This is a genomic window from Arthrobacter sp. zg-Y20, from assembly GCF_030142075.1.
Lineage (GTDB): Bacteria > Actinomycetota > Actinomycetes > Actinomycetales > Micrococcaceae > Arthrobacter_B.
Map to the genome: position 1 here is coordinate 1,657,411 of NZ_CP126241.1, position 25,943 is coordinate 1,683,353.

The window sequence follows — 25,943 nt, forward strand, 5'->3', positions numbered from 1 at the left end:
ATGCGCCCCGAAGACTTCACTGCGGGCGAAGTTGCCGCCATGGATGAAGCTTTGGACCTGGCGGCGCGCGGCGTCCGCGGCGCCAATCCACTGGTGGGGGCCGTGATTCTCGACGCCGACGGTGCCACCCTGGCGACCGGTTACCACCGCGGGGCCGGAACTCCGCACGCCGAAGCCGATGCCCTGGCCAACGCCCGCGCAGCACGCGCAGACGTCACCGGCGCCACCATGGTGGTGACCCTGGAACCCTGCAACCACACCGGCCGCACGGGGCCCTGCTCGCAGGCAATCATCGACGCCGGCCCGCGCCGGGTGGTGTTCGCCGCACCGGATACCAGTGATGCCGCGGCTGGGGGAGCGGAGGCCCTGCGCGCGGCCGGTATCGAGGTGGCCTCCGGACTGGGTGCCGGTGCTGCCACGGAGTTGAACGAGCGCTGGATTGCGGCTGTGGCGGAGCGCCGGCCGTTCGTCACGGTCAAGATCGCCCAAAGCCTGGACGGACGGATTGCCGCAGCGGACGGCACCAGCCAGTGGATCACCGGCCCGGAGGCCCGGCGAGACGGTCACGCACTGCGCTCCCGGGTGGACGCCGTCCTGGCCGGCACAGGCACGGTCCTGGCCGATAACCCCCGGCTGACTGCCCGCATCCCGGACGGCACCCCGAACGGCACCGCAAACGGCACCGCAAACGACACAGACGCGCAGCGGCAGCCGCTGCGCGTCGTCGTCGGCCGCCGTCCGATCCCCGAAAACGCGGCGGTCCGCGGGACCGACGGGCGGTTCCTCCAGCTGGCCCTCCACGATCCCGCGGAGGTAGCCGCGGACCTGTACGGGCGCGGGGTGCGGCACCTGCTGGTGGAAGGCGGCGCCATCCTGGCCAGCGCGTTCCTGCGTGCCGGCCTGGTGGATGAACTGGTGGTCTACACCGCACCGCTGCTGCTGGGCGCGGGCACGGATTCGCTGCAGGGTATCGGTGTGCAGACGCTCGGCCAGGCGCCGCGCTGGCGCTGGGACTCCGCTGCCGGCGGTGCCGTAGCGCACCTTGGCAGGGACCTCCGGCTCCGGCTGCAGCCTGCTACGGCCATTTCCGAAGAATCGGAGGACGCATAAATGTTTACCGGCATAGTTGCTGAACAGGGCAGCGTGGTTTCCCTGGCACAGAATCCCGACGGCGACGGCGCGGTCCTGGTGATCACCGCGCCCAAGACGGGTGCCGGGCTGGGATTGGGCGGCTCGATTGCCGTCGACGGCGTCTGCCTCACGGCCACCGAAATCCGCGGCGGCGCGATCAGCGTGGACGTGATGGGCGAAACCCTGAAGCGCACCACCGTTGGTGATCTGGAACCCGGCGCGAAGGTGAACCTGGAACGCTGCGTTCCCGCCGGCGGCCGGCTGGACGGGCACGTGGTGCAGGGGCACGTGGACGGTGTGGGCCGGCTGCTCGAGCGGGAACATTTGGGCAGCTGGGACCGGCTGCGCTTCGCGGTGCCGGCCGGGCTCGCGAAGTACATCGCGGAGAAAGGTTCCATTGCCGTGGATGGGGTGTCCCTCACCGTTACTGCCGTCAGCGGCGCCGACGCGGAACAGCACTGGTTCGAGGTAGGGCTGATTCCGACCACGCTGGCCGAAACCGGATTGGGTGCCCTGTCCGTGGGCAGCAGGGTGAACCTGGAAGTGGACGTGCTGGCCAAATACGCCGAGCGGCTGCTGGCCTTCGCCAATCCCCGGCCTCCAGCGCATTCTGCCGCCGAGCCGGCATCGGGGGACGCTGCGTCCGGCGATGCTGTGTCCGGTGATGCTGTGTCCGGTGATGCTGCGAAGGAGGGCTAAGTGGGCGCCGCTGACACTGACATTGTCCTGAACCCTGTGACGGAGGCGGTGGAGGCGATCGCTGCCGGGCGCGCCGTCGTCGTGGTGGACGACGCCGACCGTGAGAACGAGGGCGATATTGTTTTTGCCGCCCAGCACGCCACCCCCGAACTGACGGGGTGGACCGTCCGGTACAGTTCCGGCGTGCTCTGTGTGCCGCTGCCCGGCAGTTATGCGGACCGGCTCGAGCTGCCGCCCATGACGGACGTCAACCAAGACGCCAAAGGCACCGCGTATACCGTCTCCTGCGATGCGGCCGAGGGCACCAGTACCGGGATCAGCGCGTCGGACCGGGCGCTGACCGCCCGCGTACTGGCCAACCCGGTTTCGGTTCCCGGCGAACTGCACCGTCCCGGACACATGTTTCCACTGCGTGCGGCCGACGGCGGGGTGCGGGAGCGGCGCGGCCACACCGAAGCCGCTGTGGAACTCGCCCGCCTGGCTGGCTGCACTCCGGTGGGCGTGATTGCCGAACTGGTGCACGACGACGGCGGAATGATGCGCCTGCCTGCGCTGCGGGACTTTGCGGATGCCCACGGTATTCCGCTGATCTCCATCGAGGACCTGGTGCAGTACCTGCACGCACGGATGGGGGAGGAATCATGAGCGAAGCAGCAGCCGAACAGCCGGTGGTACCCGGACCCGGGGTGCATCTGCCCACCGCGTTTGGGGACTTCACCGCCACCGCCTGGACCGACACACGCACCGGCGTCGAACATATGACCCTGACTGCGCCCGGGACGGAAAATTCCGGTCCGCTGGCCGAAGGTGCTCCGCTGGTGCGGCTGCACTCGGAATGCCTCACCGGCGATGTGTTCGGCTCCTACCGCTGCGACTGCGGGGAACAGTTGGAGCAGGCCATGGAGCTTATTGCCCTGCACGGGGGAACCATTGTGTACCTCCGCGGTCAGGAAGGCCGGGGGATCGGCCTGGCGAACAAGCTGCGGGCGTACGCGCTCCAGGAAGCCGGTGCTGACACAGTGGAAGCCAACGAGCAGCTCGGCCTGCCCGTGGACGCCCGCGACTACCAGGCCGCTGCCGACATCCTGCACCAGTTGGGCCTGCACCGGATCCGGCTGCTGACCAACAATCCCGCCAAGCAGGACTGGATGCGCCGTTTCGGCGTGGATGTTGAGGCCATGGTTCCGTCCGAGGTACCCATCCGTGCGGAGAACGAGCGCTATCTGCAGACCAAGCGGGACCGGATGGACCACCACCTGACTTTGCTGCGCACCAAACCCGTGCAGCAGAGCTGAATCTCTTTCCCCGACCCAAGGAGCACCTCATCATGAGTGGACACGGCGCACCCGCCACCGACCTCAGTGGCATCCGCCTGGCCGGAGTACCCGTTCGGCTGGCCATCGTTGCTGCCAGCTGGCACACCGAAATTATGGACGGCCTGATTGCCGGAGCGCTGCGCGCTGCGGAGGATGCCGGCCTGGGGCCGACGCTGATCCGGGTGCCGGGCAGTTTCGAACTTCCCGTCGCAGCCGCACGGCTGGCTCCGCACTTTGACGCGGTGGTGGCCCTCGGCGTCGTTATCCGAGGCGGCACTCCGCACTTTGACTACGTGTGTTCTGCGGCTACCACCGGGCTTACTGACGTCAGCGTCACCACCGGCACTCCGGTGGGGTTCGGCGTGCTGACCTGCGATACCGAGCAGCAGGGGCTGGACCGGGCCGGGCTGCCCGGTTCTTCCGAGGACAAGGGCTACGAAGCAACCGCGGCTGCGGTGCTGACCGTCGCGGAGCTGCGCGGGGCCGGGGTCTAGGGGCCGGGGTCTAGGGTCCGTCGCGCCTGGAACGTGTTACCGACGCGACGGGCGTTAACCAACTATGGCGTGCCACCCGGTAAAGGTGGCACGCCATAGTGGTGCAGCTCCTAGCAGGAGCCGAAACGTTGGTTAGACGTGGTCGTTGTTGCGGCGGTTGCCGGACTTGGCCAGGCCGCGGGCCACCATGAAGCCGACGGTGAGCCAGGTGATGTACTGCATGGCCTGGCTGGCGTTGAATGCGTCGACGCCGTTTTCGCTGGCGTTGTCACCCACAACTGCTGCGGTGATGATCGTGGCGATGACGGCCAGGACGTAGAGGACGAATTCGAGGGTCCGGACCGAAACCTTGATGTCGTTCTCGTTGGTGTGGTGGACGGTGTTCGTGTTGTTACGGGTTTCCGTAGCCATGTGTGTCTCCTGAAGTATTGGTGAGAGCGGCCGTGGTGGCCATGTGAACTGTGATTCCTCTTCTGGAACCATGTCGACAACTTCTCTACGCTGTAGACACTAGTTGTAGACTCACAAATAAGCAAGCTTGCTGATTATCAGCAGCCTGACCATGAGGAGGGCGGATGCTGTATGGAGACTCCACGGAAACCGCACACAGGCTCGCATAAAGCGCGCCTGAACCGTGATCTGGTGCTGAACGCGGCGTTGGAATTGGTGGATGCCGAAGGGCTCGCGGCCCTCACCATGCGGAGTCTCGCCCAAAAGCTAGGCTGTGATCCCATGAGCATTTACCGGTACGCAAAGAACCGCGCGGCGTTGCTGGACGGGGTCGCCGAAACAGTCATGAACGAGCTCGACATCTTCCCTGACGATCCCGACTGGCAGGCGCAGCTGCGGCGCAACGCGCATAATGTCCGGTTTCTGGCCCTGAAACATCCCCATACCGTGCCGCTGCTGGTCACCCGGCCACTGTCCATCCCGTTGGGACTGCGTCCGCTGGGGACGCTTCGCCCATTGGAAGAGATTCTGGCGCTGCTGACCAGGGCCGGTTTCACGCCTGCCGACGCGCTGCACGTCTACCGGGCGTACTACGGATTTGTTTACGGACATATCCTCAATGAGCTGCAGGAGCTCGTAGTGGACCCGGAGGAAAAAGAAGCAGTCCTGCGCCTCGGCTTGTACCGGCTGCCTGCCAAGGACTTTCCGAACCTTAGGACGCTGGCGCCGGATCTGGCCGATTACGACGGCGAGGCGGAGTTGGACCAGGGGCTGGACATCCTGCTGACCGGGCTCGCCGCCCAATTGCTGGGCGACGCCGGGGATTAGGGTTGAGGGCAGGGCAAGGAAGGACACAGGGGAACGCATTTGGGATCAATGGATGACATGCTCGGGCCGGGCGAGGTTCGGGAGCTGCACGACGTACTGGCGTCGGCTGTTCCGTCAGTTCAGTGGGAGGCCGTGCTCGCGGCGGGCGAGCGGCTGGAGCCGTTGTCGTTGCGGGGACGCACCGACGTCGTCGCGGATGTACTGGTGGATGCATTGGGTTCCTATCCGGCTGCCGCTTCAGCGTTCCGCATGGGTCTGGCTAATCCGGCGTTCACGGGGTGGATGCTCTGGCCCGTAACCGAAGCCGCGGTAACTTTGGCCCTGCGCTCCGGTGAGGATGAGGACTTCGACGACGCGCTGGCCCTGCTCGCAGAGCTGACGCCGCGGCTGACCAGCGAATTCGCCATCCGGCGGCTGCTGCGGGAGCGGCCGGAGCGGGCACTGGGGATCATCCGGACGTGGACCGCCCATCCGGACCAGCACGTTCGCAGGCTGGCCAGCGAAGGCACTCGTACGTATTTGCCTTGGGCCGTTCGCGTTCCGCAGTTGACGGCGCGGCCTGAGCTGACGCTGCCGATCCTGGATGCGATGCACAATGACCCCGAGATCTATGTCCGCCGGTCGGTGGCCAACCACACCAATGATTTGGCCCGGCATGCCCCGGACCTGGTGCTGGAGACGGCAGCGCGGTGGCAGCAGACCGGCACGCCCGGCAGCACCTGGGTGGTGCGGCACGCGTTGCGCACCCTGATCAAAAAGGGCAATCCCGGGGCGCTGGAGCTGATGGGCTTCGCTCCGGCGCAGGTGAGCATCGGCGATCTGCACGCCGAGTCAGAGAAGCTGGCGCTGCCTGGGGAGCTGGCCTTCGGGTTCCTGCTCACCAATACCGGGGACGTGCCCGCGAAACTGGCTGTGGACTACGCCGTGCACTATGTGAAAGCCAGCGGCTCGACCGCTGAGAAGGTTTTCAAACTGGCGACCGTTGAGCTTGCGGCGGGGGAGTCGCGGAAGCTGACCGGCCGGCATGCCTTCCGGCAGATGACGACGCGGCGGCACTATGCCGGTGTTCACGCTCTGGAACTTCAGGTCAACGGTGTGCGGCACGGGCGGCTGGAGTTTGAAGTGACCATCTGAAAGTCGTGTCGGAGCACAGCCCGGCCGCAGGCGACGGCGTCGTTTGCCGGGAACCCCGATTGCTATGCGCAAACCAGCCCTGCGGGCATAATGGCTGGTGATACGGCCCCGGCGACTGACAGGACCAGCAGAATGCCCGCTCAGGCAGCGACCACAATGGTGAAATTCGTCGAGCGTTCGCCCGGCTGGCTGCGCTGGGGCGGCGGTGCGCTGCTGCTGAGCGTCGGCGTCGTGCTCTCCATCGGGGCGGTGAGCGATGGGTACTGGATTGTTCTCGTACCCGCGGCGGGGATGGGACTCGCCGCGATTTGGTGGTGCGTGTCCGCCAAGATCACCGCCGCTGTTGAGGGGCAGACGGTCCTGCTCTCCGGTCCGTTCTGGAAACGCAGCCTGCAGTTGCGTGATCTGCACAATGTCGAGGTCAGCGGTGACAGCGGCTTGAATCCGGGGCCTGTGAACTGGCCGGTTGTTTCTTTGGAACGCGGAACCCTGGTTCGGCTGAACATGGGCGGCAGCGCGGTGGTTTCGTTTGTCAGCGACGGGCGCCGCTACCAATTTGTCCTGTCCAGCCACCACTCCGCGCAGCGGTTGGCTGCCGCTTTGGTCGGGTAGTTGTGGCCTTTTGGGGCCTGCCCTGTGTAGCGGCAGCTGTATGGGCGTTTCATGCCGGGTTGCTCATAGCCCATCGCCGGGAAGCATGGATCACCTTCTGTGTGCTTCTGGTCGGCCTGCCGGTGACGGCCGTCCTGTGTTTCGCCTGGTCACAGGCCGACCATGCTGCGTATGTGGAGGCTTACGGAGAGAACGGAATCGGCGGTGGGTTCTTCCCCATGCTGCTCGCTTTTGAGGCTGTGGGAACGTGGTTTGTGCTGGCCTTCGCGGAGATCATTCTCCGCATGGTTTTGCCGCCGACCGGGCGGGCAGGTGCGGCTCCAGCTAAGGAATCACGTAAGCCTGTGGCGTTGCCTGAACCCGAGTTATAGAGTGCGGCGATGACTTCCCAGACAGAACCTTCCGCTGCCTTGGATCCACCCCCTGACGTGGTGGCAGCCCTTATAGAGAAAGTTGCGTCGACTCCGTGGCCGGAAGATCCGGAGCAGTGCGGCCTGTACCTGGCGCGTCTGGACTGTACCGCGGATGCCGCACTGCCGTTCCGGGAGGAGGACCTGCCGGGAGAAGAAAGGGGCTGGTTGCATTTTCCCGGCGGCGAAAGGGGTGTGTGGTCTGCCGTGGACGGGAAGCTGGAAAGCCTCGGCTTTTTCTTTTATCCGGGTCGGCTGGGCTCCCGTGCCCTGTGCGAGTTCGGGTTTGAAGCCCTGCATTCGCGGCTTAAAGCAGCCTATGGTCCCCCTATCGATGAAGGCGCGTATCCGAACGGCCACCGGTCCGGAGTGTGGCATGCGGGGGAGACCTCGATCGAGCTATACGCCCACGTTGAACTGGCCCCCGTGCTGCAACTGGGTCTGGGAAACCGGGAACGCATCCGTGTTCACGAAGAAGCCCGCAGGCACCGCGCCTGACAGGATTGCGCCGGATCGAACCGCGGCTAAGGCAGACGCGGCAGAGGCAGCCGCGCCCCCCATAGTGGATGCGCAGATATCCCCGGGAATGGCTCTCGACGTTGTGCCGCCCGGACGTTGTGCCGTCCGGACGTTGTGCCGTCCGGACGTTGTGCCGTCCGGACGTTGTGCCGTCCGGACGTTTTGCCTAGAACGGCGGCACGGCGTCTGACAAGTCTTTGGCCTGTCGGTCTGCCTTTGAGGGTGAATGGGCCAACTCGAGAAATGGTTCAGTCCGATAGATCCGTCCGCTCGGCGAGGTCCACTCCATCACGCCCGGTTCGGGCTGGGACGCTTTCCAGAATCCCAGTGTTTTGAACCGGTGGTGCCGCCGGCACAGGTGGGCGAGGTTGCCATGATCCGTGGGGCCTCCGTCCACCCAGTCCGTAGTGTGGTCAATTTCCGAGACCGCAGTGCTGACCCGGCATCCCGGGAACCGGCAGGTCCCATCCCGGGCACGCAACCAACGGGCCAGCCCGGCCGGGACTTTCCGCCGCCTGCCCACGCCCAGAACTTCCCCGGTGTCCGGGTCCTGGACGAGGCCGGTCCAGCGGGTGGCGTTGCGGGCGAGCCGGCGGGCTGCTTCGGCGCTAATTGGCCCGTAGCCGTGCAGCTCAGCAGGGTCTTCGTTGGCTCCGAAGAGTGTTTCCGCGTTGATCAGGACCATGATTTCCGCCCTGGGCAGGATGCCTGATTTGTCGACACGGGATTTATCGGCGTCCTCGTCAGCGTGGGCATTCTCCGGCCCGCTGCCTGCTGCACGGCCAGCACCACCACCGTCAGGTCCCGTGCCCGATCCGCGGCGTGCACTCCCGTCATCGAACCGGGCAGAACCAAGACCGCCCATAAGCAACTGGGCCAGAATGTCCGAGCGCAGCTGGTCCGTGGTCCGGGAATCCCCATCAGACTGTTCACCACGGGCCGCAGTGCTCAGGGCAGTGTAGATCTGCTGCGCTTCCGCCGCACGAAGATACGCCGACAGGCAGGACATCCCGTCTTCTTCCCGGTCCAGGGAGACTCGGCGCTTCTCGAACGCAGTGAGGTGCCGGACTGGAATGGTTTGCGGGTACTTCTTCTCCCGCAGCCGGCGGGCCTTGGCGGAGAACTGGGACCGGGTCTGACCTTGTGCCGCCTTCAGCAGAGCAGCTTCAAACTCCGGCAGCTCGGCGGCAGGAACGCTTTCGCACTGGTCCAGCACCACCTGGGCATGCCCGTAGCTGAGGCTCCCGTCCTGCAGTGCCTCCAGTGTGGCCGTATGGGCGCCAGATAGGAGGCCGGCTTCGAACATCAACCGCTGAGCGGTGCCGTGCGGTACCTGCAGGAGGGCGGCACACTCGGCTGCCGCCAGTGTGAAAGCCATCCCGGGTTCCACCGTCCGGTCGTACTGGCGCAATCCTCCCGGAAAATGGTTTCCATCCGGTTCAGCATCCGGGCCCGCTGCGCCTCCGCCCACGCGATCAGGTGTGCGACCCGGACCAGGACTTCACCGGTTGCCTGGTCGTCGAAGGATTCGAGGTTCTGCAGAGCCAGCATCCCGCTGAAACCGTCGGGAAAGTCAGTGGCGGTTCCGCTGGTACGACCGCCGTCGTCGTCGGCAGTATGCGAACCGGGATCGGCCCGAAATACAGCTAGTGTGCAGGCCGTGCCGGACCCACTCTTGGTACCGGTTTGAGTTGAGGCCGTCTGGTGTTCAGCCCCTGATTCTTCGGTTATCCGTTCGGTGTTTCCGAGCTGATCCATGCCCCAAGGATTTCACCCGGCACTGACATTTCCGGACCCAAAACTGGCCTAACCGGTCCGTCCAAGCACCCTCGAAATACGCGTCTTTTCTTTTCGATTACTCGGTTTCCGGACAGATCCTCATAGGCGCGCTGGCCCCGCTAGTCCTGCGCTGACGCCGTTAACTAGGCGTGCCCGAGAACCCCACCGGTCCCTGTGCGCTGCCGGTCCGCGTGGGCACGGGCCTTCATCCGGTTGCCGCAGACGGCCATGGAACACCACTTGGCGGTGCCGGGCCGGCTCCGGTCGATCAGATACAGGTTGCATTCCTCGTTCGCGCAGTGACGCAGGCGGCCCGGTGCCGTTTCCTGGACCCGGGACCACGCAAGCGCGGCCCGGAACGCCAGCCGCTCGTCCTCCGGTGACCGCATCTCCCAATCCAGTCCCTGGGCGGTGGCCCGCGGAACCAGGACGCCTCCTTCCAGCGCCGCTGAGAGGCGTTCGACGGCGCCGTCCGTTCCCCGCACGATGTCTTGGAGGCATTCCCGCATCTGCCGCAGATGCTCCACTTCGGCGGCAGATCCGCGGCCCCCGAACCGCACGGAAAATTCTCCGCCGGCGGCCCCCGCAAGCTCATCCGCAGGACGCCCGGATACAACCGGGGTGCTGTTCAGCAGTGCCAACAGCAGTTCCTCGTCCTCGACCATCGGATTCCTTTCAAGCGGGTTGTGTTGCACGTCATCCATGCTAGCGTCTGCCTAACCAGTAAAACAATTGAGAGGGGTTAGCTCATGGTTACCGTCCACCACCGCAGTGTTTCCGTCAACGGCCACAACGTGTTCTACCGTGAGGCGGGGCCGCAGGACGCTCCGGTCCTCCTGCTCCTGCACGGGTACCCGAGCAGCTCGCACATGTTCCGCCACCTCATTCCCAGGCTTGCTGAGCAGTACCGCGTCATTGCTCCGGACCACATCGGCTTCGGCCTGTCCTCCGCGCCGTCCGTTGGGGAGTTCGCGTACACCTTTGAGGCACTTGCCAAGGTGACGCAGGGCTTCCTCGAGGAACTGGGGGTGGAGGCATACACGGTCTACACCCAGGACTATGGTGCACCGATCGCCTGGCGGCTGGCTTTGGCCAACCCGTCAGCGGTGCAGGGCGTGATCTCGCAGAACGGCAATGCTTACGAGGAAGGCTTTGTCCCGGACTTCTGGGCCCCGATCTGGAACTACGGTGCCGACCCTTCCCCCGAGAATGAGGAAGCACTGCGTCCGGCCCTTGGGCGCAAGGCCGTGGAATGGCAGTACACACACGGGGTTCCCGACCCCACCACCGTTGATCCGGACGCATGGGAGCATGACCTCGCCCTCTTGGCCCGTCCGGGCGTCGATGAAGCGCAGCTGGCCCTGTTCGGGGACTATTCCACCAACCGGGCGCTGTATCCGGAGGTCCACGAATGGCTGCGCTCCAGCCAGGTTCCGGTCCTCGCCGTCTGGGGCAGGAACGATGAAATTTTCGGCCCGGCGGGCGCGACGGCGTTCCTTGACGACGTCCCGCACGCGCGCGTGGAACTGCTCGACGGCGGCCACTTCCTGCTGGAGTCGCACCTGGACGACGTCGCGCGCATCATTTTGGATTGGCGTTCCGGGTTCTAGCGGTCCACGGTGGAGGCAAACCGAGCAGTACCGATGCGATAGAGGCCGCCAGCCGCCAGCCGGCAGCCAGAGCCCGCAGACCTGCCCCTATCCAGCAGCCGGACCGGAGCGGCGTTCCGGTACGTTAAGCAGCGGCAGCGTCCGGTTGACCATGGGCCCGATCAGGATGGCGAAAGCCACCGTACCGATGCCCACCGTGCCGCCCAGGAACCAGCCGACCACCAGGACAATGACCTCTATGCCGGTGCGGACCACCCAGACCGGCCATCCCAGGCGGCGGTGCAGGCCGGTCATGAGTCCGTCGCGGGGGCCTGGTCCCATCCGGGCGCCGATGTAAAGGCCGGTGGCTACCGCCAGCAGCACCAGGCCGCCGGTGAACAGGAGTATCTCGCCGGGCAGTTCAGTCTGCGGGTCCAGCAGCAGCAGCCCGACCTCCGCGCTTGGCCCTACCGCCAGCGTGTTCACCACGGTGCCGACCCCGGGCCGCTGGCGCAACGGGATCCACAGCAGCAGGACGCCGATGCCGATCAGGTTGGCAACCAGGCCGAAAGGCAGCCCGGACTGCAGCGACGTGCCCTGCCCCAGGACATCCCACGGAGAAACGCCCAGCCCGGCGCGGATCATCATGCTGATCGAAAAGCCGTAACAGAACACGCCTATCAGCAGCTGCAGCACGCGGCGCACAAAGTTCCAGGACATAGAGGAAAGCGAACCCTAAAAAGGGCGCGGGACCAAACCGATCCCACTGTGTGTCGTCCCGCTCAGCTCTGCGGGCTGCTGCCGGGGGGTTCCTGGCCGCTCGGACCCACCGAAGCGCTCTTCGGATTCCGGATTCCCAGCAACGCGATCACGGCGGCAGCAAAGAACAGCCCCGCCGTCGCCAGCGCCGTCTGCCGGAACCCGGCATATCCCAGCGCACCGCCCGAAATGGTGCCCACCAAAGCCACGGCCACCAGCCCGGCCACCCGGGACACGGCGTTGTTCACGGCCGAACCGATTCCGGCCTCCTCACCGCGCAGCGCGCCGAGCACTGCCGCGGTCAGCGGAGCGACCATCACGCTGAGCCCGACGCCGAAGAGCAGCAACCCGGGCAGCAGCTCGGTGAGCAGGTTCACGGGCGGCTGTACGGTAAGCAGCAGCAGGAATCCGGCACCGCAGATTGCCGGTCCGGCCGTCATAAAAAGCCGCGGTCCGTACCGGCCGGAGAGCTTCCCGAAGTAGGTGGAGAACAGCAGCATGGCCACCGGCAGGGGAAGTGAAATGAACCCGGCTTCAATGGCACTGAACCCGGCGGCCTCCTGCACAAAGACCGTCACCGCAAAGGAGCCGAGCGAGATGGCCCCGTACGCGAAGGCGGTCACCAGGTTCCCGTAGCGGAAGTTCCGGGCCCGGAACAGGGACAACGGCATCATGGGCGCCGGGGCGCGTGCCTCGCGCAGGAAAAAGAGCACCAGTGCCGCGGTGCCTGCGACCAGGGGTACGACGACGGCGGGATCGGCCCAGCCGAGGCGTTCCTGTTCGATGAGGGCATAGACGGGACCGGCGAGGCCGGCCACGGCCAGCAGCGCCCCGGGAAGATCCAGCGAAGTGCGGCGCAGCCGGCCGGTGTCCTGCAGTTTGGAAGTGAGCAGGAGCGTTGCCGTCACCGGCAGAACGTTCACCGCGAAAATCCAGCGCCAGCTGGCCCAGTCCACCAGTACTCCGCCCAGCAGCGGGCCGATGATGGCGGCGGTACCGGTCCACGCCGTCCACTGGCCGATGGCACGGGCGCGCGCCTCGTCCCGGTACGCCGTCGTAATCAGTGCCAGGGACCCGGGGACCAGGAGGGCGCCGGCCATGCCCTGGACTGCACGGGCGATGATCAGTACTGCGGGGCTCCACGCCAGCGCGCACGCCAGGGATGCGGCGCCGAATCCGAGCAGCCCGAGCCGCAGGATCCGCAGCCGGCCGAAGGTGTCCGAAAGGGAGCCTGCCAGCAGGATCAGCGCACCGAGGGTCAGCAGATATGCGTTGACGGTCCACTGCTGCGTGACCAGCCCGCCGCCGAGCTCTGTGCCGATGGCGGGCAAAGCCACGGTGACGATGGAACCGTCGAGGAAGGCAACGAAAGAGGAGAGGATCGCCACGGCCAGGAGGCGGGTGTTCCTGTTGGCTTTCGTACCGGGCATACGGCCTCCGTTCGACGTTGCAGCGCCGCGCACTTCCCGGGACAGCCTAGCCCGGGATGCTGCGGAACGGCACCGGATAACTTCAGTGGAAATGCTGTTAGGGTTGTGTCCGCTCCCGGGAAACCCACGTGCCCCGGGCAAATGGGGGAAGGTATATAAGCGTGTCTGAAAATGGAAAGATTACCGCAGCGCAGCCGAGCGAAAAGCTAATTCCAAAGGTGGGAAACACCAACTGGTTGGCGGCGCTCATCGTGGCACCGCTAGCGGTCATGGTGGGAGCCGGCATTGGTGGAGATAGTTCCTCAGGTGATGCAGCCGATGCCTGGGCCGTGGTTGCCATGTCCATGGTTCCCGTATTCCTGGTGACCATGGTCATTTTCATTGTTAAGATATCCGCCCTGCGCGGCAAGGTTTCCGCTGCGGCTTACCGGATAGGTGAATCCCTGAGCCGGGATTACGGCATCACTGTCACCAAACCTTAAACGCTTATTCTCCAGCACAATGCGAAACCCCACTTGAATCCGTACATCATTCCCGCGGTGGACGCGTATGGCCGGCCGGTCACGATCACCATCAGTACCGATCCCACCGGCTCCCGGGTAATCCCCACTGTCGTTGACGCGGCCGGGTTGCCCGTCCAAACGCACAACCCGTAAGCGAAAGGTCTCGGCATGCCATTAATCCGCCGGAAGTCGGCCGTTGTCCCCAGTGAACGCCTGGTTCCGCAGATCGCGAATGTGTGGGGCGCGCTGGCCTGGGCGTTCCTGCCCGCACCAGTGGTGCTGTTAATCGGCTGGTCAATCAGCGGCGCGCTGGGCAGCGGTGAGGAGCTGGTGGACGCCCTCGGTGTGGCAGCCATGTTCCTGGGGTTTGCCAACTTCCTCCGCATAGTGATGTCCAACCGGCGCAAAGTCGCCGCTGCCGCTTACGGAATTGCCGTAAACCTGCACCGGGACTACGGCATCGCAGTGCACCGCCGGGTCGCCCTGGTTGTTATGAACACGGCGAGCTGCAGGCTGCAGCCGGATGCCTTTTATGCCGTCGACGATGACGGGCGGGAACTCTTCATGAAACTGAGCTTGGATACGACCGGTACAAATGTTGTCCCCACCATCCTTCTTATCGACGGAAAGTCGACCGGCAAGCAGGGGTATACCCCGGAAAAGGCCCGGCCGGCGGTTGTGCCGGATCTCCCAACCCCTTTAGCTGAAAGGTTTTACAACATGACTGAAAAGACCGTTTCCGCCGAACCCGGCGAAAACCTCATCCCCAAAGTACCCAACCTGAACTGGCTGCTGTTCGCCATGGTTGCCGTGATTGCAGGCGCTGTAGTGACCGGCATGGCCATGGATGGAAGCACGGGAGGCATGGTGGATTTCCTGATGATCCTGATGCTGGCGATGCTCCTCGCATTTGTTGTCCTGTTCATTATTCTGATGGTCAAGTCCGTACAGGTTCGGGGCAAGGTGGCCGCGGCCAGTTACCGGCTCGGGGAATCATTGGTACGGGACTACGGCATTACCGTCACCAAACCCAAGCAGCTCATCCTGCATGACAAGGCCAAGCCCCGGATCACTCCGTACACCCTGGCCGCCACGGACACCTACGGGCGGCAGCTGACCCTCACCGTGAGTACCGACCCCACGGGAACCCGCATTGTCCCGACCGTTGATTCCGTGGATGGCCAGCCGGTACAAACCGCGCTTTAACTCTTGGAGCGGGAGCGGCCGTCAGCAGGGCTGTCTGGGCGCCCCGAGGTCCAGGGGCTTGAGCATTGAAGAGAATCCCCGCTGCCGGGACCCGGGGCAGAAGGACAACGTGCCTTCGTATTCCACGTGCAGCACCGCCTTACCGGCATCAGTGAAGGGCTGGTACGCCCCGCACTCCGCATACCGGACGCATTCCTCGTTGACTGAGAAATCGAAATGGTCCACGAGCGCGGGAATCTGGTCCAGGTCATTCTTCAGGGCCACGGACAGTCCGCGGTCGTGGGCCAGGCCGGCAACGGCACGGTTGTACGCCAGCTGGTCCTCGGCAGTCAGCGGGAAGCCGGTGTCGTTGCGGTAGCCGTCCACGTTGTCGGGTTCGACGGCGTCGAACCCCTTGGCTGCGCAGGTATCCATGCGGGCCGCCATGATCGGCAGCAGCACGTCCGTTTGCCGGATGTCCAGCCACTGTTCGTCCGGCCAGCCGTCCATTGTTTTTCCGCGGACCGTGTCCGGAAAGTTGCCGGCATCGGGACGGAAATCCTCCCGGGAGCCGACGGACAAATAGCAGACCAGGTGGCGGCCCTTCGCCTTCAGCGCCGCGGTTTGCTCAACCGTGGTGGTTTCGTAGTCCACGTCGAAAATGTCTGCGTCAACATCCAGGTCCAGGCTGCCGCTGAGCTGCCACTGCCAGCTGGCTCCCGGCGACGGGGCCCAGTACGACGACGGGACAGATGACGACGCCGCCGACGCCGCCCCGGCCGGCGCTGGCGCGGTGGGCGCGGAACCGGAGGACGCGCCGTCGTCGGAAGTGCAGCCGGCGAGGCTGCCGGAGAGAAGTACCGCACCGGCGATTACGACGGCGCAGGCTGCCCTGGTCCGGGCCGGCCCGGCCCGGCGGGTGGTCCAGGCCTCAGCCGGCACTGATAACCGCGCGGCAGCTGCGTAGGAACGATGCGGCCAGCGCTTCGCCGTCGTCGAGGTACCCGGCGACCATCGCCCCGTCGCGCAGCAGCATCAGATCTTCGGCAACGGCCTTGGGATCGGCGGGGGAGAGAGGGCGGACAATTTCCGCAAAGGCGTCCTTGCACCAGGTGCGGTGCTCACTGACGGTTTTCCGGACGGCGCTGGCGGGGTCCGGATATTCAGCAGCAGCATTGATGAACGGGCACCCCCGGAAACCCGCTTCGCAGGACATCTTGCCCAGCTGGTCGGCGATGAGCTGGAGTGTCCTGTCGGCGTCGCCGTCCGCGTGTTCCATGGCCGCGCCGATTCCCTCCCGCTCAATCCGGGCCCTCAGTTCCAGATGGGCGACCACCAAGTCATCTTTGCTCTTGAAATGCCGGTAGAAAGTCACCTTTGTGGTGCCGGTCCGGGCAATGACCTTTTCAACGCTGACGGAACGCAAGCCATCGGCATAGAACAGCTCGGTGGCGGCCTCGATGAGGCGATCCCTCATCGATACCTTCACAGTCTCCGCCATGAGTTTTCCTTCCGTTGCCCTTGTGCCGCTCCGTGATCAAGACTACAGTCCTTCGAAGTAGAGTGACTAGTCATTCTACCAACGGTTCCATCAGTCGTACCGGCGGACCTTCCTGCGGGAAGCACCCGTCGGACCGGCGCGGCCGCTACCGAGGTCGAGGTGTCCCCTGATCCATCAAGAGACACCCCTTCGAACCCCACAACAGAACGGAACACCATGACCACCGCCAACGCACACGCCGCCACCGCACACCCCGCCGGCACCATCGGACCGGCCCTTCGGAAGCTGTACTTCGTCCGCTTCGGATTCGCCGTCCTTTGGGCAGTCCTCATTGCGCTGACGGCCTCCACCATCGGCCCGCTCAGCATCGCACTGCTCATCCTTTACCCGCTGTTCGACGTCGGGGCAGCCGTCGTCGACCACCGCGCCTCCCGAGCCACCCGGCCGGGACCGCTGCTCGTCGTCAACATGGCGCTCAGCCTCCTGACCGCTGTTGCACTCGGTTTCGCCGTCACCTCCGGACCGGCCGCAGTCCTGGTTGTCTGGGGCGCCTGGGCCATCACCGCGGGTGCGGTCCAACTCGCCGTAGCCATTAGCCGTCTGCGGTTGGGCGGGCAGTGGCCCATGATCCTCAGCGGCGGCATCTCCACTCTTGCGGGCACCGGGTTCATCCTGATGTCGGGCGGACCCTCGTCATCCCTCACCGGCGTCGCCGGGTACGCAACTCTCGGCGGCATCTTCTTCCTGCTCTCCGCGATCCGACTGGGACGCACCGCCAAGGCGGGCGCATGATGGCCGGGACTACTACGGACGTCATCATCATTGGCGCCGGACCGGTCGGGGAAAATGTAGCCGACCGCATCGTCTCCGGCGGGCTGAGCGCCGTAATCGTGGAAGCCGAGCTGGTCGGCGGAGAATGCTCCTACTGGGCGTGCATGCCTACCAAAGCGCTGCTCCGGGACGCGGCCGCGCTCCGTGCCGTCCGGCAGCTGCCCGGTGCCGCCGCGGCGGTGACTGGGGGACTCGACGTCGACGCCGTGCTGGAGCGTCGAGACCGGTTTGCCTCGGACTGGAACGATGATGGCCAGGTTGCCTGGCTCCGCCAGGCCGGCATTGGGCTTGTCCGGGGCCGCGGGCGTATCAGCGCCCCGCGGACCGTCGAAGTCACCGGCCGGGACGGTACCGTCAGTACTATTACGGCCCGGCACGCCGTCGTCGTCGCCACGGGCACCAGCGCGGCCGTTCCGCCGATTCCGGGACTGGCGGACGCTGCTCCCTGGACCAGCAGAGAGGCCGTGTCGGTGAAGAAAATTCCGGAACGGCTTGCGATCATCGGAGGCGGTGTTGTTGGCACGGAAATGGCAACCGCCTTCAGCGCATTGGGCGCGTTCGTGACGCTGATTGCGCGCGACGGCGTACTCCCCAGGGTGGAGCCGTATGCCGCCGAGCACGTCGTTGCGTCCCTTCAGAGCAGCGGCGTACAGGTAATGGCGGGAACAAGCCCCACCGGGGTCACACGGGATCCCAGTGGAACCGTGCAGATCACCCTGGCGGGCGGCGAGGTCATCAGTGCGGACGAGGTCCTTGTTGCCACGGGGCGCCGGCCCAACACCGGCAATCTCGGACTTGAACAATTCGGACTCCCGGACTCCGGCTGGCTGGAGGTCGATGAGACCCTGCGGGTGACCGCTCCCGGGGGCCACGTGCCCGACGGCGGGTGGCTATACGCCGCGGGAGACGTCAACGGCCGGGCGCTGCTCACCCACCAGGGCAAGTACCAGGCCCGTGCGGCGGGGGACGTGATCGTGGCACGGGCAACCGGTGCCCCGGTTGAGGACTTCGCATGGGGGCGCCATGCAGCCACCGCCGATCTCCTGGCCGTTCCGCAGGTCATCTTCACTGACCCGGAGATCGCCTCCGCCGGACTCACCCTGGCCGCGGCCGCCGATGCCGGACTGCGGGTCCGTTCTGTGGAGTACGACCTGGGTTCCGTTGCCGGCGCATCCCTGCATGCCGACGGTTATGCCGGCCGCGCAGGCATTGTCATCAACGAGGACACCAACACCATTGTCGGGTTCACCGCCGTCGGATCCGACGTGGCAGAGCTGGTGCACGCCGCGACCATCGCCATCGCCGGAGAAGTACCTCTAGACCGGCTCTGGCATGCGGTGCCGGCCTATCCGACGATGAGCGAGCTCTGGCTTCGGCTGCTGGAAACCGCAGGACGGTAGACAACCGCCCGGCCCGCCCGCAAACTTCCGCCATCACCACAACCACCCCACGAAAGGAAAGAACATGCCCACGAAGATCACCTTCATCATCGACAACCCCGCCGACCCCGGAGCCTTCGAGTCCGCCTACAAAAGCATTGAAGGCAACGCAAAGCAGCTTCCGAAGCTGCGCCGGTACGAGGCCGGGAAGGTTTGGCCCAAGGAAGACGGCTCGCCCACTCCGGCCCACCGGACCCTGGACCTGTATTTCGACAGTTATGAGGATGCCTCTGCAGCCGTGAAGACCGCTGCGGCTGCCGATACGTTCGGGCAGTTGACCGCCACGGGCACACCGTTCAGGGCGCTGTTCTCCGACGTATCGGAAGGCTAGGCGTCGAAGGAGGCTGGACATCCAAGTAGGAGTCGCCGTGAGGCGGGCAGCAATGTCCCGGCCTCACGGCGACTTTGTCTTGGCCAGCCGCGCAGAGACGTTCGCCGGCGGCCCCAGCCACGGGGTGGGCATGGATCGGTCCGTGACGAAGGCATGCCCGGCGCCGCGGTGGCCAGCTGCCAAACGGACTCCGGCAATCTGTGCCGGATCACAGCTGTGCACCAGATGCCAGAGCCGCGCCGGAGGTACATTCTGCGCCCAGGCGGGGTGCCGGAAGCGCGCATAATCCGCCGCAGTTCCCTCGAACACCGAGGTGACATCGAACAGCCGCACATGTCCCGGCGTCGGAAAGACACCGGGGTTCGCAGCGAGGAACCGGATGCCGGCAGCCCGGGCCGACGCCGCATACACGGCGCACCGGCCAAGGCTGCCGGATCCGGAGGGAAGTTCGTCGAACATAATCCCGTCCAGGCCGTAGATTCGCTGCCAGGCAAGCACGTCCAGGGCGACGTCCGCCGGCGGGCGCTGGCCGTAGTTAACCGCGACGTACCCCAGGAGCCGGGTGTATCCCAGTCCGGCAATCGCTTCCGGATAGTAGGCATCGTCTTCTCCGCCGGGTCCGTTGTGGACGTTGACGACGGCGAAGGAGACGTTTTGTCCGGCCAGCCACGCCCATTCCCGGGGCCCTTCCGCCGGGTGGATGTACCACGGCAGCGCCAGTCGGGGTGCCCTCACGCGTAGGTCCGCGGATCCGCCACGAGCGCCAGCAGGACCACGATTCCCGCAAGCAGGAAAGCTGCGGCCGCCAGAATGCCGGCTCCGCTGCTGACCAGCAGCCACAATGCGGCCGCAAGGCAGGCAGCAGCGGCAAACAGCACGCCCCGCCGGGGTTGTCCGAACGCGCTCAGGGCCGTGGAGATAGTGGCCAGGGCGCTGAAGATGGCGGCTACCACCACCGTGGCGGCCGCTCTGTTGTCCTCCACCAGGAAGAGGACCACCACGGAGGACACCGCTGCCGAGATCACCACAATCGTGGCGGAGATGGCCAGGGTCAGCAGCCAGGCGTTCCACGCTGCGTTCCGGAGCAGCGGTGTCCGCTGGGAGGACCACTGGAGCCGCTGGCGCATCAGTACCAGCGCTGGATCAGTGGCGGCGGCAGCAACGACGGTGGCCGCCACCAACGCGGTGCCTTCCCACGCGGGCAACCGGGTCAGGGCCAAGGTCAGTGCTGCCGCAAGGAAGCCGGCCTGGGCAGCTGGAGCGACGGCGCTTCTGCCGTCTTCCCATCGGGGCCGGCGGCCCTCCGGGTTGGAGCGGAGATGGATGGCGAGCAATGCCGTTACTGCCGCCACCACCAGCAAGGCCGTGCCGGGCATAATGACGGCCGCGGCAGTGGAACGGAGCGCCAGCATGGTCGCCACAATCGAGACGGCACACGCCAGGACCGTCAGCAGGAACCAGGAGCGGCCCAGGATCACGAGCATGGAAACAACACAGGAGTACCAGCACCAAACCATCAGAAGTGCGGCCATGGTGGCATCATGGCCGGGAAGGATCAGGGAGACCCCCACGTAGCAGGCGAGGACGGCCATGATCAGCAGGGTTGCCCCGGTGCCGCGGGCGACGCCGCGTTTCAGCTGCCCGGCGCCGGCATAGGTCCAGACAATCCCGGAGACGGCCTGCCCGATGATCCACGCGCCGATGCCGGCTACGAGGACCTCCCTGGTGTTGGCGGCAAGGACCGTAGCGGTGAGACCGCCCAGCACTGCCCCCAAGATGAGGACAATGGCCCGCCGGACGGATTGGAGCAGGTCGTCCCGTCCGAGCCATGGCTCGGCGGTTGCCTGCGTGGTGCCGCGTTCCTGCACCAGGGAGGAAGCGTAGTCGAACACGTCCTTCGCTCCATGGCGCTGGCGCACGGTGCGGTCACTGAGTCCGGACGCTTCCAGCCGTGCCGTGATCTCAAAGGTGTCCACGGCGTCGTAGGCCATCAGGTTGTTCTCAAGTTTCGGGACGGCTGAACCCGCCGCGGGCACAATGACAGTGTCGGCGCTCATGCGGACAACCGCTGGGACGCGTCACGGAGTGCGGGAACCGCGGGTGTCGGTGCGCCGTGGGCTCCGGTAGCCGTGCCGGACCGGAAACCGGCAGCCGGGGGGTGCTCGAACAGCCGCCCGTCCCGGGTGGCAGCATAGGCCTCCCGGTAGCGGCCCAGGCACCGGTCCAACGTGAACTCGGCCAGGGCACGGCGTCGTGCGGCCGCCCCCATGTCCGCCCGGAGCCGGTCATTGGAGAGCAGGGTGATGCAAGCGTCCGCGAACGCGGCGGGCTCGCGGGCGGGCACCAGCATGCCGGTGGTCCGCTCTTCGTCCAGGCATTCCGCTACGCCCCCGACGTCGGTGTTGACGGTGGCGCGGCCGCACATCATGGACTCGATGAGGGTAAAGGGCAGGCCTTCGGACACGCTGGACAGTGCCACCAAGTGGCCGGCTTCAATGGCCGGGCGGCTGCCCTTGCTGGGACCTTCCCAGTGCACCGCGTCGGTGACACCGAGGCTGGCTGCCAGTTCCACCAGGCCCGCCTTGTAGGCGTGGTTTTCCGTTGGCGTGGGCCCGAAAAGCCGCAGTTGGGCCGTGGGCACCTGCTGACGCACCAGTGCGAAGGCCGAGATGAGGGTTTCCAGGTCCTTCAGCGGATCGATCCGTCCCACAAAGCTGATGGTGGGCAGCTCCGGTTCGGAGGTGACCGGCAGGAACGTTTCCGGGTCTACGCCGTTGGGGATGGTGTGGATCCGTTCGGGGAGGGCACCGAGGCGGCGCTCCCAGCGGGCGTTGAACTGGTTGACCGGGAGGACCATGTGCGCCCGGGCCACAACCACCTGGCACAGCCGGCGCAGGAACGCCGTGACCGCGCGCCGCACGGGCCAGGAGAAGTTGGCACCGTGCAGGGCGAGGTACCGCTCCCTCAGGTACACGCCGTGTTCGGTCAGGAGGATGGGAGTGCCGTGCCGCCAGGAGTGGGCCAGGGCGACCAGTGAGGAGGGGCCGTTGCTGGAGGCATGGATGACGTCGGCCCCCGCCGGCCGCTGGTCAACCAGGGCCAGGGCGCGGTCAACGATGCTGGCTGCCATCACGGCGTCCGCCACGGACATGGGCGGCTCGCCAGCGCTGACCAGGTGCCGCGTCCAGGCTGCCAGGATAGGCGCCACGGAACCCCGGGTAGCCAGGGCATGGGCCAGGCCGATCCGGTTGCTGATGGCCACCAGGTTGCGCAGTGCCTCGTCCGTCCGGGCCACGGCGTCCGCGTCGTCGGACCCGAGTGCGGCGTCCCACAGCAGGGCGAGTTCGTCCTGCGTGCGGTCAATCCATTCCTTGCGCCGGGATCCGGGCCGCAGCGGGGCCGCCGGGGGTCCCCAGACGGGGATGATCCTCAGGGAGCGGACATTTTCGGGGAGCTTCCAGACGGGACGGTCGGCACCGCTTCCGGTCAGGGCAAAGATTTCGAAGTCGTGGTCCGGCATTCCCGTGATCAGCTGGTTGCACCACGTGCTGACGCCTCCGGTGACTACCGGGAAGGTGCCCTCCGTGACGAGCGCTATCTTCAGCGGTTTGTCCCGGATCCGTTTCGGCACAGCCGGAACGGCAGTGGATCCGTGGACCTGGGCGGAACGGCAGAACCCCGTGACTGAACTAAACATTTTCGAGACCTCAATTAGCGATGGACGACATCGATATCAGTGAATACGAGGTAGTCAGACGGGACACGCGTAACCGTTACTCGCTTCGATCAGATGCTTCGAGGTAGGGGTGTTGAAGAATTTTCCGAAAATTTGGCATACATTGCGGGTCTCTTGCGGCTGCCCTTTCCCGGCGCGTTCAGCGATCGAACAGCGTTCGGCTATCGAACAGCGTTCAGCCGGGCGGCTTGCCGGGCCAGGTGCTCGCGTTCGGCCAGGTTCGGCGCGGCCAGGGCGGCCTCGGCGTACAGCCGTGCGGCCGTGCCGGCGTCGCCGTCGCGCTCATGCAGGTAGGCCAGCGCGGCGGTGCGCCGGGGGAGTGCGGGATCCAGCTCCGCCAGCGCGGCCAGCCCGGCGCGCGGTCCGTCCGCCTCCCCGACGGCGACGGCGCGGTTCAGCCGGGCTACCGGACTGCCGGTGAGCCGGACCAATTCGTCATACCAAGACACGATCTGCGGCCAGTCGGTCTCCCCGGCCGTCTGTGCATCGGCGTGCAGGGCGGCGACGGCGGCCTGCGCCTGGTATTCGCCCAGCCGGTCCGCAGCCAGTGCCCGCTGCAGGATCGCCACTCCTTCGGCAATCAGGCCGGTGTCCCAGCGGCCGCGGTCCTGCTCGGCCAGCGGCACCAGCCGCCCGGCGCCGTCCGTCCGTGCCGGGCGGCGGGCGTGGTGGAGCAGCATCAGCGCCAGCAGCCCGTGGACTTCGGGATGGTTGATGCCGGTGGCCAGCTGCCGGGTGAGGCGGATGGCTTCGGCAGCCAGGTCCACGTTCCCGGAGTAGCCCTCGTTGAACACCAGATACAGGGTCCGCAGCACGGTGGCCACGTTGCCGGGGGAGCCGAACCGGACTGTGTTCAACCCGACCCCGGCAACGGTGCGTTTGGCCCGGCTGATCCGCTGCGCCATGGTTGCCTCGCCCACCAGATACGCGGCGGCGATCTGCGCGGTGGTCAGCCCGCCGACCGCGCGCAGCGTCAGCGCCACGGCCGACGACGGCGACAGGGACGGGTGGGCGCAAAGGAAATACAGCTGCAGCGTGTCATCGGTTTCACCGGAGGGCCCGGGCGGAGGTTCCGCGTCAACGGTGAGTTCACGACGTCGGCGGGAAGTGTCCGCGCGGGTCGCGTCCAGGAACTTCCGCCAGGCGGCGGTGACCAGCCAGGCTTTCGGGTCCCGCGGCGGGTTCTGGGGCCAAGCGCGCAGGGCTTCGATCAGGGCGTCCTGCACCGCGTCCTCGGCCGCCGCGAAATCAGCTCCGCGGCGGACGAGGACGGCAATGACCTGCGGGGTTAGCATGCGGACCAGAAGCTCATCCACGGTGCCGGGCTGCATGGCAGCGCTATTCAGTGATGGTGATGGGCGAGCCCAGGAACGGACGCAGTTCGATCCATTCCTGCAGCGGCTTCCCGCCAGCGGCGGGAGCGGCGGACAGTTCTCCGGCGAGTTCGACGGCGCGGTCATAGTCGTCCACGTCGATCACCATCCAGCCGGCGATCAGATCCTTGGTTTCCGCGAACGGGCCGTCGGTCACCGGCGGCCGGCCCTCGCCGTCGTACCGCACGAAGGTGCCCTCGGGTGCGACGGCCTGGCCGTCAATGTATTCGCCGCGGGCCTGCAGCCGGTCGGCGAAATCCTGCATGAACTGCATGTGGTCCGATACTTCCTGCGGTGTCCACTGGTCCATCGGCACGTCATTGATGGGTGCCGGTGCACCGCGGTAATGCTTGAGCAACAGATACTTGGCCATGACTTATCTCCTTGGTCTCCGGGGATGGTCGAATCGCTGCAACACGGCCATTGTGGCCGCATTCACTCCGGGGACGGGACAGTGTCCGGAATTTCGACATTTCTGCGGGAGCGTTCGCCTGCGCCGCAACCGGAAACAAATTTTCGTCTTCACCTAGTGCTCCCCGGCCGGGGGTTCCACACTTGTGTCGACACTGACTTTCAGTTCTCCTTTCATGCAGCTCTCCTTTCTTACAGCGGCAGCCGTCTCGAACAAGGAAGTTCATCATGAAGGTTTCGCGAAAATGGATTGTGATCCTCTGCTGGCTCACCGTGGTGTTCGAGGGATTCGACCTCGTGGCCCTGGGCGCCTCCATTCCCACTCTGCTGGACACCAGGCACGCCGGTATTGATGCGGGCGGAGCTACCTTCGTGGCCACCATTTCGCTGGTGGGTGTGGGGATAGGCGCTGCGCTGAGCGGGCCCATCTCGGACCGCTTCGGCCGCCGCCTGCCGCTGATCGCGTGCGTAGTGGTGTTCTCCGTCTTCACCCTGATCTTCCCGCTGATGCCCACCGTTGCCCTGATGGGGCTGCTGCGCTTCCTGGCCGGACTGGGGCTGGGCGGGTGCATGCCGGTGGCGGTGACCATCATGCAGGAAACCGCCCGCGCCAACGGCAAGGCCCAGTCCAGCACGCTCACCATGACCGGCTACCACGTAGGCGCCGTGGCCGCGTCGGTTACGGCCTTGCTGGTGGGGCAGCGGTGGGAATGGCTCTTCTATACCGGCGGGATCCTCGGCCTGCTCGCCTCCCTGCTGCTGTGGTCGAAGCTGCCCGAAACCTCTCCCGTGATCGAGGCGCGCAAATCCGCGGACACGGAGGTCCCGAAGGTGCATGTCCGGGACGTGCTCCGCGGGCGGTACGTGCGCATCACCCTGGGGCTCTGGGTTGCTGCCTTTATGGGCCTGCTGCTGGTTTACGGACTGAACACCTGGCTGCCACAGCTGATGCGCGAGGCCGGCTACGCCGTCGCTGATTCGCTGGTGCTGCTGCTGGTCCTGAACCTCGGCGCGATCGCCGGCCTGCTGGTGGGCGGCGGCGTTGCCGACCGGCGCGGGGTGAAGGGAACCACCATGTTCTGGTTCGGTGCCGCGGCCGTGCTGCTGGCGGTGCTGAGCATCCGGATCCAGGACCAGCTGCTGCTGAACGGCGTAGTGTTCGTGACGGGTTTCTTTGTCTTCTGCGCCCAGGTGCTCGTCTACGGGTTTGTGGGCTACCTCTACCCGCGGCACATCGTCGCCTCCGGGATGGGCTTCGTGTCCGGCGTTGGCCGGCTGGGGGCCATTGCCGGGCCGTGGATTACCGGTTTGCTGGTGGTTGCCGGGATCGCCTATCCGTTCGGGTTCTACGTCTTCGCGGCAGCGGCCGTGCTGGGCGTAGCGGCGGTGGCCGTCATCCCGCGGCCGCGGGAGTCCACGCCGGAGGCAGCGGACTCGGTACCTCCGGGGTCCGGCAAACCGGTGCCGCTGGGCTGACCGAACG

General features: G+C 66.1%; 31 protein-coding genes. 18 read left to right on the forward strand and 13 right to left on the reverse strand.

The features are described from left to right. The 5 genes from ribD to ribH are packed head-to-tail and all read left to right on the forward strand — an operon-like array spanning window position 1 to window position 3,640. Window positions 1–1,110, forward strand: coding sequence for a bifunctional diaminohydroxyphosphoribosylaminopyrimidine deaminase/5-amino-6-(5-phosphoribosylamino)uracil reductase RibD (ribD, locus tag QNO06_RS07975; RefSeq protein WP_227911062.1), 1,110 nt, complete (start codon window positions 1–3; stop codon window positions 1,108–1,110). Next, a complete protein-coding gene (locus QNO06_RS07980; RefSeq protein ID WP_227911065.1) occupies window positions 1,111–1,830 on the forward strand; it encodes a riboflavin synthase in 720 nt (239 codons plus the stop codon). Beyond that, window positions 1,831–2,475 carry a 3,4-dihydroxy-2-butanone-4-phosphate synthase gene (gene ribB / locus QNO06_RS07985; protein WP_227911068.1) on the forward strand — a complete coding sequence of 215 codons (645 nt, stop codon included), beginning with the start codon at window positions 1,831–1,833 and terminating at the stop codon, window positions 2,473–2,475. Beyond that, entirely contained in the window at window positions 2,472–3,125 is a 654-nt protein-coding gene (gene ribA, locus QNO06_RS07990) for a GTP cyclohydrolase II (RefSeq protein ID WP_227911070.1), read from the forward strand. Before ribB ends, ribA begins: the two co-directional genes overlap by 4 nt. 32 nt (window positions 3,126–3,157) lie before the next feature. Further along, window positions 3,158–3,640 (forward strand): 6,7-dimethyl-8-ribityllumazine synthase, encoded by a 483-nt coding sequence (ribH, locus tag QNO06_RS07995; RefSeq protein WP_227911071.1) that lies wholly within the window; start codon window positions 3,158–3,160, stop codon window positions 3,638–3,640. Between the two features lie 132 nt (window positions 3,641–3,772). Here the strand turns inward: ribH and QNO06_RS08000 are convergent, their stop codons facing one another. Next, entirely contained in the window at window positions 3,773–4,051 is a 279-nt protein-coding gene (locus tag QNO06_RS08000; protein WP_227911072.1) for a hypothetical protein, read from the reverse strand. A gap of 171 nt (window positions 4,052–4,222) precedes the next feature. On the opposite strand from QNO06_RS08000, the gene QNO06_RS08005 reads away from it, so the two are divergent. From QNO06_RS08005 to QNO06_RS08025, 5 genes are all read left to right on the forward strand, one after another. Beyond that, window positions 4,223–4,918 carry a TetR/AcrR family transcriptional regulator C-terminal domain-containing protein gene (locus QNO06_RS08005; protein ID WP_227911076.1) on the forward strand — a complete coding sequence of 232 codons (696 nt, stop codon included), beginning with the start codon at window positions 4,223–4,225 and terminating at the stop codon, window positions 4,916–4,918. A gap of 48 nt (window positions 4,919–4,966) precedes the next feature. Next, window positions 4,967–6,052, forward strand: coding sequence for a DNA alkylation repair protein (locus QNO06_RS08010; protein ID WP_227911078.1), 1,086 nt, complete (start codon window positions 4,967–4,969; stop codon window positions 6,050–6,052). A gap of 132 nt (window positions 6,053–6,184) precedes the next feature. Further along, window positions 6,185–6,664, forward strand: a complete 480-nt coding sequence (locus QNO06_RS08015) for a hypothetical protein (RefSeq protein WP_227911080.1) — start codon at window positions 6,185–6,187, stop codon at window positions 6,662–6,664. Window positions 6,665–6,723: 59 nt separating this feature from the next. Continuing rightward, complete coding sequence (locus QNO06_RS08020; RefSeq protein ID WP_227911081.1) at window positions 6,724–7,035, forward strand: hypothetical protein; 312 nt, start codon at window positions 6,724–6,726, stop codon at window positions 7,033–7,035. A gap of 9 nt (window positions 7,036–7,044) precedes the next feature. Continuing rightward, window positions 7,045–7,572, forward strand: a complete 528-nt coding sequence (locus QNO06_RS08025) for a hypothetical protein (protein WP_227911089.1) — start codon at window positions 7,045–7,047, stop codon at window positions 7,570–7,572. A 187-nt stretch (window positions 7,573–7,759) separates the two neighbouring features. On the opposite strand, the gene QNO06_RS08030 is transcribed toward QNO06_RS08025, so the two are convergent. From QNO06_RS08030 to QNO06_RS08040, 3 genes are all read right to left on the reverse strand, one after another. Continuing rightward, a complete protein-coding gene (locus tag QNO06_RS08030) occupies window positions 7,760–8,971 on the reverse strand; it encodes an HNH endonuclease signature motif containing protein (RefSeq protein WP_227911092.1) in 1,212 nt (403 codons plus the stop codon). Beyond that, a complete protein-coding gene (locus QNO06_RS08035) occupies window positions 8,899–9,351 on the reverse strand; it encodes a hypothetical protein (protein ID WP_227911094.1) in 453 nt (150 codons plus the stop codon). The genes QNO06_RS08030 and QNO06_RS08035 overlap by 73 nt, the downstream gene beginning before the upstream one ends. A gap of 164 nt (window positions 9,352–9,515) precedes the next feature. Further along, window positions 9,516–10,076 carry a CGNR zinc finger domain-containing protein gene (locus QNO06_RS08040; RefSeq protein ID WP_284163043.1) on the reverse strand — a complete coding sequence of 187 codons (561 nt, stop codon included), beginning with the start codon at window positions 10,074–10,076 and terminating at the stop codon, window positions 9,516–9,518. Window positions 10,077–10,121: 45 nt separating this feature from the next. Between QNO06_RS08040 and QNO06_RS08045 the strand changes: the two genes are divergently transcribed. Next, a complete protein-coding gene (locus QNO06_RS08045; protein ID WP_227911096.1) occupies window positions 10,122–10,982 on the forward strand; it encodes an alpha/beta fold hydrolase in 861 nt (286 codons plus the stop codon). A gap of 87 nt (window positions 10,983–11,069) precedes the next feature. On the opposite strand, the gene yczE is transcribed toward QNO06_RS08045, so the two are convergent. Then, a complete protein-coding gene (gene yczE / locus QNO06_RS08050) occupies window positions 11,070–11,681 on the reverse strand; it encodes a membrane protein YczE (protein ID WP_227911098.1) in 612 nt (203 codons plus the stop codon). Window positions 11,682–11,743: 62 nt separating this feature from the next. Next, window positions 11,744–13,150 carry an MFS transporter gene (locus tag QNO06_RS08055; protein ID WP_227911099.1) on the reverse strand — a complete coding sequence of 469 codons (1,407 nt, stop codon included), beginning with the start codon at window positions 13,148–13,150 and terminating at the stop codon, window positions 11,744–11,746. Between the two features lie 161 nt (window positions 13,151–13,311). Between QNO06_RS08055 and QNO06_RS08060 the strand changes: the two genes are divergently transcribed. The 3 genes from QNO06_RS08060 to QNO06_RS08070 are packed head-to-tail and all read left to right on the forward strand — an operon-like array spanning window position 13,312 to window position 14,859. Further along, complete coding sequence (locus QNO06_RS08060; protein ID WP_227911100.1) at window positions 13,312–13,632, forward strand: hypothetical protein; 321 nt, start codon at window positions 13,312–13,314, stop codon at window positions 13,630–13,632. Window positions 13,633–13,665: 33 nt separating this feature from the next. Continuing rightward, window positions 13,666–13,806, forward strand: coding sequence for a hypothetical protein (locus QNO06_RS08065; protein WP_227911102.1), 141 nt, complete (start codon window positions 13,666–13,668; stop codon window positions 13,804–13,806). A gap of 15 nt (window positions 13,807–13,821) precedes the next feature. Beyond that, the gene (locus QNO06_RS08070) at window positions 13,822–14,859 is read left to right on the forward strand and encodes a hypothetical protein (protein WP_227911104.1); all 1,038 of its coding nucleotides are present in this window, start codon (window positions 13,822–13,824) and stop codon (window positions 14,857–14,859) included. Window positions 14,860–14,880: 21 nt separating this feature from the next. Here the strand turns inward: QNO06_RS08070 and QNO06_RS08075 are convergent, their stop codons facing one another. Then, complete coding sequence (locus QNO06_RS08075) at window positions 14,881–15,780, reverse strand: endo alpha-1,4 polygalactosaminidase (protein ID WP_227911105.1); 900 nt, start codon at window positions 15,778–15,780, stop codon at window positions 14,881–14,883. Next, entirely contained in the window at window positions 15,770–16,339 is a 570-nt protein-coding gene (locus QNO06_RS08080; protein WP_227911108.1) for a TetR/AcrR family transcriptional regulator, read from the reverse strand. The genes QNO06_RS08075 and QNO06_RS08080 overlap by 11 nt, the downstream gene beginning before the upstream one ends. Window positions 16,340–16,555: 216 nt before the next feature. Here QNO06_RS08080 and QNO06_RS08085 point away from each other — a divergent pair, with 216 nt between their 5' ends. The 3 genes from QNO06_RS08085 to QNO06_RS08095 all read left to right on the forward strand — a co-directional run bounded on the left by QNO06_RS08085 (window position 16,556) and on the right by QNO06_RS08095 (window position 18,940). Further along, window positions 16,556–17,131, forward strand: coding sequence for a hypothetical protein (locus QNO06_RS08085; RefSeq protein ID WP_227911110.1), 576 nt, complete (start codon window positions 16,556–16,558; stop codon window positions 17,129–17,131). Continuing rightward, window positions 17,131–18,570 (forward strand): dihydrolipoyl dehydrogenase family protein, encoded by a 1,440-nt coding sequence (locus QNO06_RS08090; protein WP_227911126.1) that lies wholly within the window; start codon window positions 17,131–17,133, stop codon window positions 18,568–18,570. Before QNO06_RS08085 ends, QNO06_RS08090 begins: the two co-directional genes overlap by 1 nt. 64 nt (window positions 18,571–18,634) lie before the next feature. After that, window positions 18,635–18,940: an EthD family reductase gene (locus QNO06_RS08095; protein WP_227911113.1), complete on the forward strand. Its 306-nt coding sequence runs from the start codon at window positions 18,635–18,637 to the stop codon at window positions 18,938–18,940. 63 nt (window positions 18,941–19,003) lie between these two features. Here the strand turns inward: QNO06_RS08095 and QNO06_RS08100 are convergent, their stop codons facing one another. The 5 genes from QNO06_RS08100 to QNO06_RS08120 all read right to left on the reverse strand — a co-directional run bounded on the left by QNO06_RS08100 (window position 19,004) and on the right by QNO06_RS08120 (window position 24,422). Beyond that, complete coding sequence (locus tag QNO06_RS08100; RefSeq protein ID WP_227911114.1) at window positions 19,004–19,675, reverse strand: spherulation-specific family 4 protein; 672 nt, start codon at window positions 19,673–19,675, stop codon at window positions 19,004–19,006. Beyond that, a complete protein-coding gene (locus tag QNO06_RS08105; protein WP_227911115.1) occupies window positions 19,672–20,997 on the reverse strand; it encodes a hypothetical protein in 1,326 nt (441 codons plus the stop codon). The genes QNO06_RS08100 and QNO06_RS08105 overlap by 4 nt, the downstream gene beginning before the upstream one ends. Then, window positions 20,994–22,637 carry a GT4 family glycosyltransferase PelF gene (pelF, locus tag QNO06_RS08110; protein WP_227911116.1) on the reverse strand — a complete coding sequence of 548 codons (1,644 nt, stop codon included), beginning with the start codon at window positions 22,635–22,637 and terminating at the stop codon, window positions 20,994–20,996. Before pelF ends, QNO06_RS08105 begins: the two co-directional genes overlap by 4 nt. A gap of 200 nt (window positions 22,638–22,837) precedes the next feature. After that, entirely contained in the window at window positions 22,838–24,007 is a 1,170-nt protein-coding gene (locus QNO06_RS08115) for an RNA polymerase sigma factor (protein ID WP_227911117.1), read from the reverse strand. A gap of 7 nt (window positions 24,008–24,014) precedes the next feature. Further along, entirely contained in the window at window positions 24,015–24,422 is a 408-nt protein-coding gene (locus QNO06_RS08120; protein WP_227911118.1) for a YciI family protein, read from the reverse strand. A 266-nt stretch (window positions 24,423–24,688) separates the two neighbouring features. Here QNO06_RS08120 and QNO06_RS08125 point away from each other — a divergent pair, with 266 nt between their 5' ends. Further along, window positions 24,689–25,936, forward strand: a complete 1,248-nt coding sequence (locus QNO06_RS08125; protein WP_227911119.1) for an MFS transporter — start codon at window positions 24,689–24,691, stop codon at window positions 25,934–25,936. Window positions 25,937–25,943: the final 7 nt, after the last annotated feature.

Bases quoted from the DNA above. Each gene is read 5' to 3' on its own strand.
- ribD (WP_227911062.1), top strand. From the start codon at position 1: ATGCGCCCCGAAGACTTCACTGCGGGCGAAGTTGCCGCCATGGATGAA.
- QNO06_RS07980 (WP_227911065.1), top strand. From the start codon at position 1,111: ATGTTTACCGGCATAGTTGCTGAACAGGGCAGCGTGGTTTCCCTGGCA.
- ribA (WP_227911070.1), top strand. From the start codon at position 2,472: ATGAGCGAAGCAGCAGCCGAACAGCCGGTGGTACCCGGACCCGGGGTG.
- ribH (WP_227911071.1), top strand. From the start codon at position 3,158: ATGAGTGGACACGGCGCACCCGCCACCGACCTCAGTGGCATCCGCCTG.
- QNO06_RS08000 (WP_227911072.1), bottom strand. From the start codon at position 4,051: ATGGCTACGGAAACCCGTAACAACACGAACACCGTCCACCACACCAAC.
- QNO06_RS08005 (WP_227911076.1), top strand. From the start codon at position 4,223: ATGGAGACTCCACGGAAACCGCACACAGGCTCGCATAAAGCGCGCCTG.
- QNO06_RS08010 (WP_227911078.1), top strand. From the start codon at position 4,967: ATGGATGACATGCTCGGGCCGGGCGAGGTTCGGGAGCTGCACGACGTA.
- QNO06_RS08015 (WP_227911080.1), top strand. From the start codon at position 6,185: ATGCCCGCTCAGGCAGCGACCACAATGGTGAAATTCGTCGAGCGTTCG.
- QNO06_RS08025 (WP_227911089.1), top strand. From the start codon at position 7,045: ATGACTTCCCAGACAGAACCTTCCGCTGCCTTGGATCCACCCCCTGAC.
- QNO06_RS08030 (WP_227911092.1), bottom strand. From the start codon at position 8,971: ATGGCTTTCACACTGGCGGCAGCCGAGTGTGCCGCCCTCCTGCAGGTA.
- QNO06_RS08035 (WP_227911094.1), bottom strand. From the start codon at position 9,351: ATGGATCAGCTCGGAAACACCGAACGGATAACCGAAGAATCAGGGGCT.
- QNO06_RS08040 (WP_284163043.1), bottom strand. From the start codon at position 10,076: ATGGATGACGTGCAACACAACCCGCTTGAAAGGAATCCGATGGTCGAG.
- QNO06_RS08045 (WP_227911096.1), top strand. From the start codon at position 10,122: ATGGTTACCGTCCACCACCGCAGTGTTTCCGTCAACGGCCACAACGTG.
- yczE (WP_227911098.1), bottom strand. From the start codon at position 11,681: ATGTCCTGGAACTTTGTGCGCCGCGTGCTGCAGCTGCTGATAGGCGTG.
- QNO06_RS08055 (WP_227911099.1), bottom strand. From the start codon at position 13,150: ATGCCCGGTACGAAAGCCAACAGGAACACCCGCCTCCTGGCCGTGGCG.
- QNO06_RS08070 (WP_227911104.1), top strand. From the start codon at position 13,822: ATGCCATTAATCCGCCGGAAGTCGGCCGTTGTCCCCAGTGAACGCCTG.
- QNO06_RS08080 (WP_227911108.1), bottom strand. From the start codon at position 16,339: ATGGCGGAGACTGTGAAGGTATCGATGAGGGATCGCCTCATCGAGGCC.
- QNO06_RS08085 (WP_227911110.1), top strand. From the start codon at position 16,556: ATGACCACCGCCAACGCACACGCCGCCACCGCACACCCCGCCGGCACC.
- QNO06_RS08090 (WP_227911126.1), top strand. From the start codon at position 17,131: ATGGCCGGGACTACTACGGACGTCATCATCATTGGCGCCGGACCGGTC.
- QNO06_RS08095 (WP_227911113.1), top strand. From the start codon at position 18,635: ATGCCCACGAAGATCACCTTCATCATCGACAACCCCGCCGACCCCGGA.
- QNO06_RS08105 (WP_227911115.1), bottom strand. From the start codon at position 20,997: ATGAGCGCCGACACTGTCATTGTGCCCGCGGCGGGTTCAGCCGTCCCG.
- pelF (WP_227911116.1), bottom strand. From the start codon at position 22,637: ATGTTTAGTTCAGTCACGGGGTTCTGCCGTTCCGCCCAGGTCCACGGA.
- QNO06_RS08115 (WP_227911117.1), bottom strand. From the start codon at position 24,007: ATGCAGCCCGGCACCGTGGATGAGCTTCTGGTCCGCATGCTAACCCCG.
- QNO06_RS08120 (WP_227911118.1), bottom strand. From the start codon at position 24,422: ATGGCCAAGTATCTGTTGCTCAAGCATTACCGCGGTGCACCGGCACCC.
- QNO06_RS08125 (WP_227911119.1), top strand. From the start codon at position 24,689: ATGAAGGTTTCGCGAAAATGGATTGTGATCCTCTGCTGGCTCACCGTG.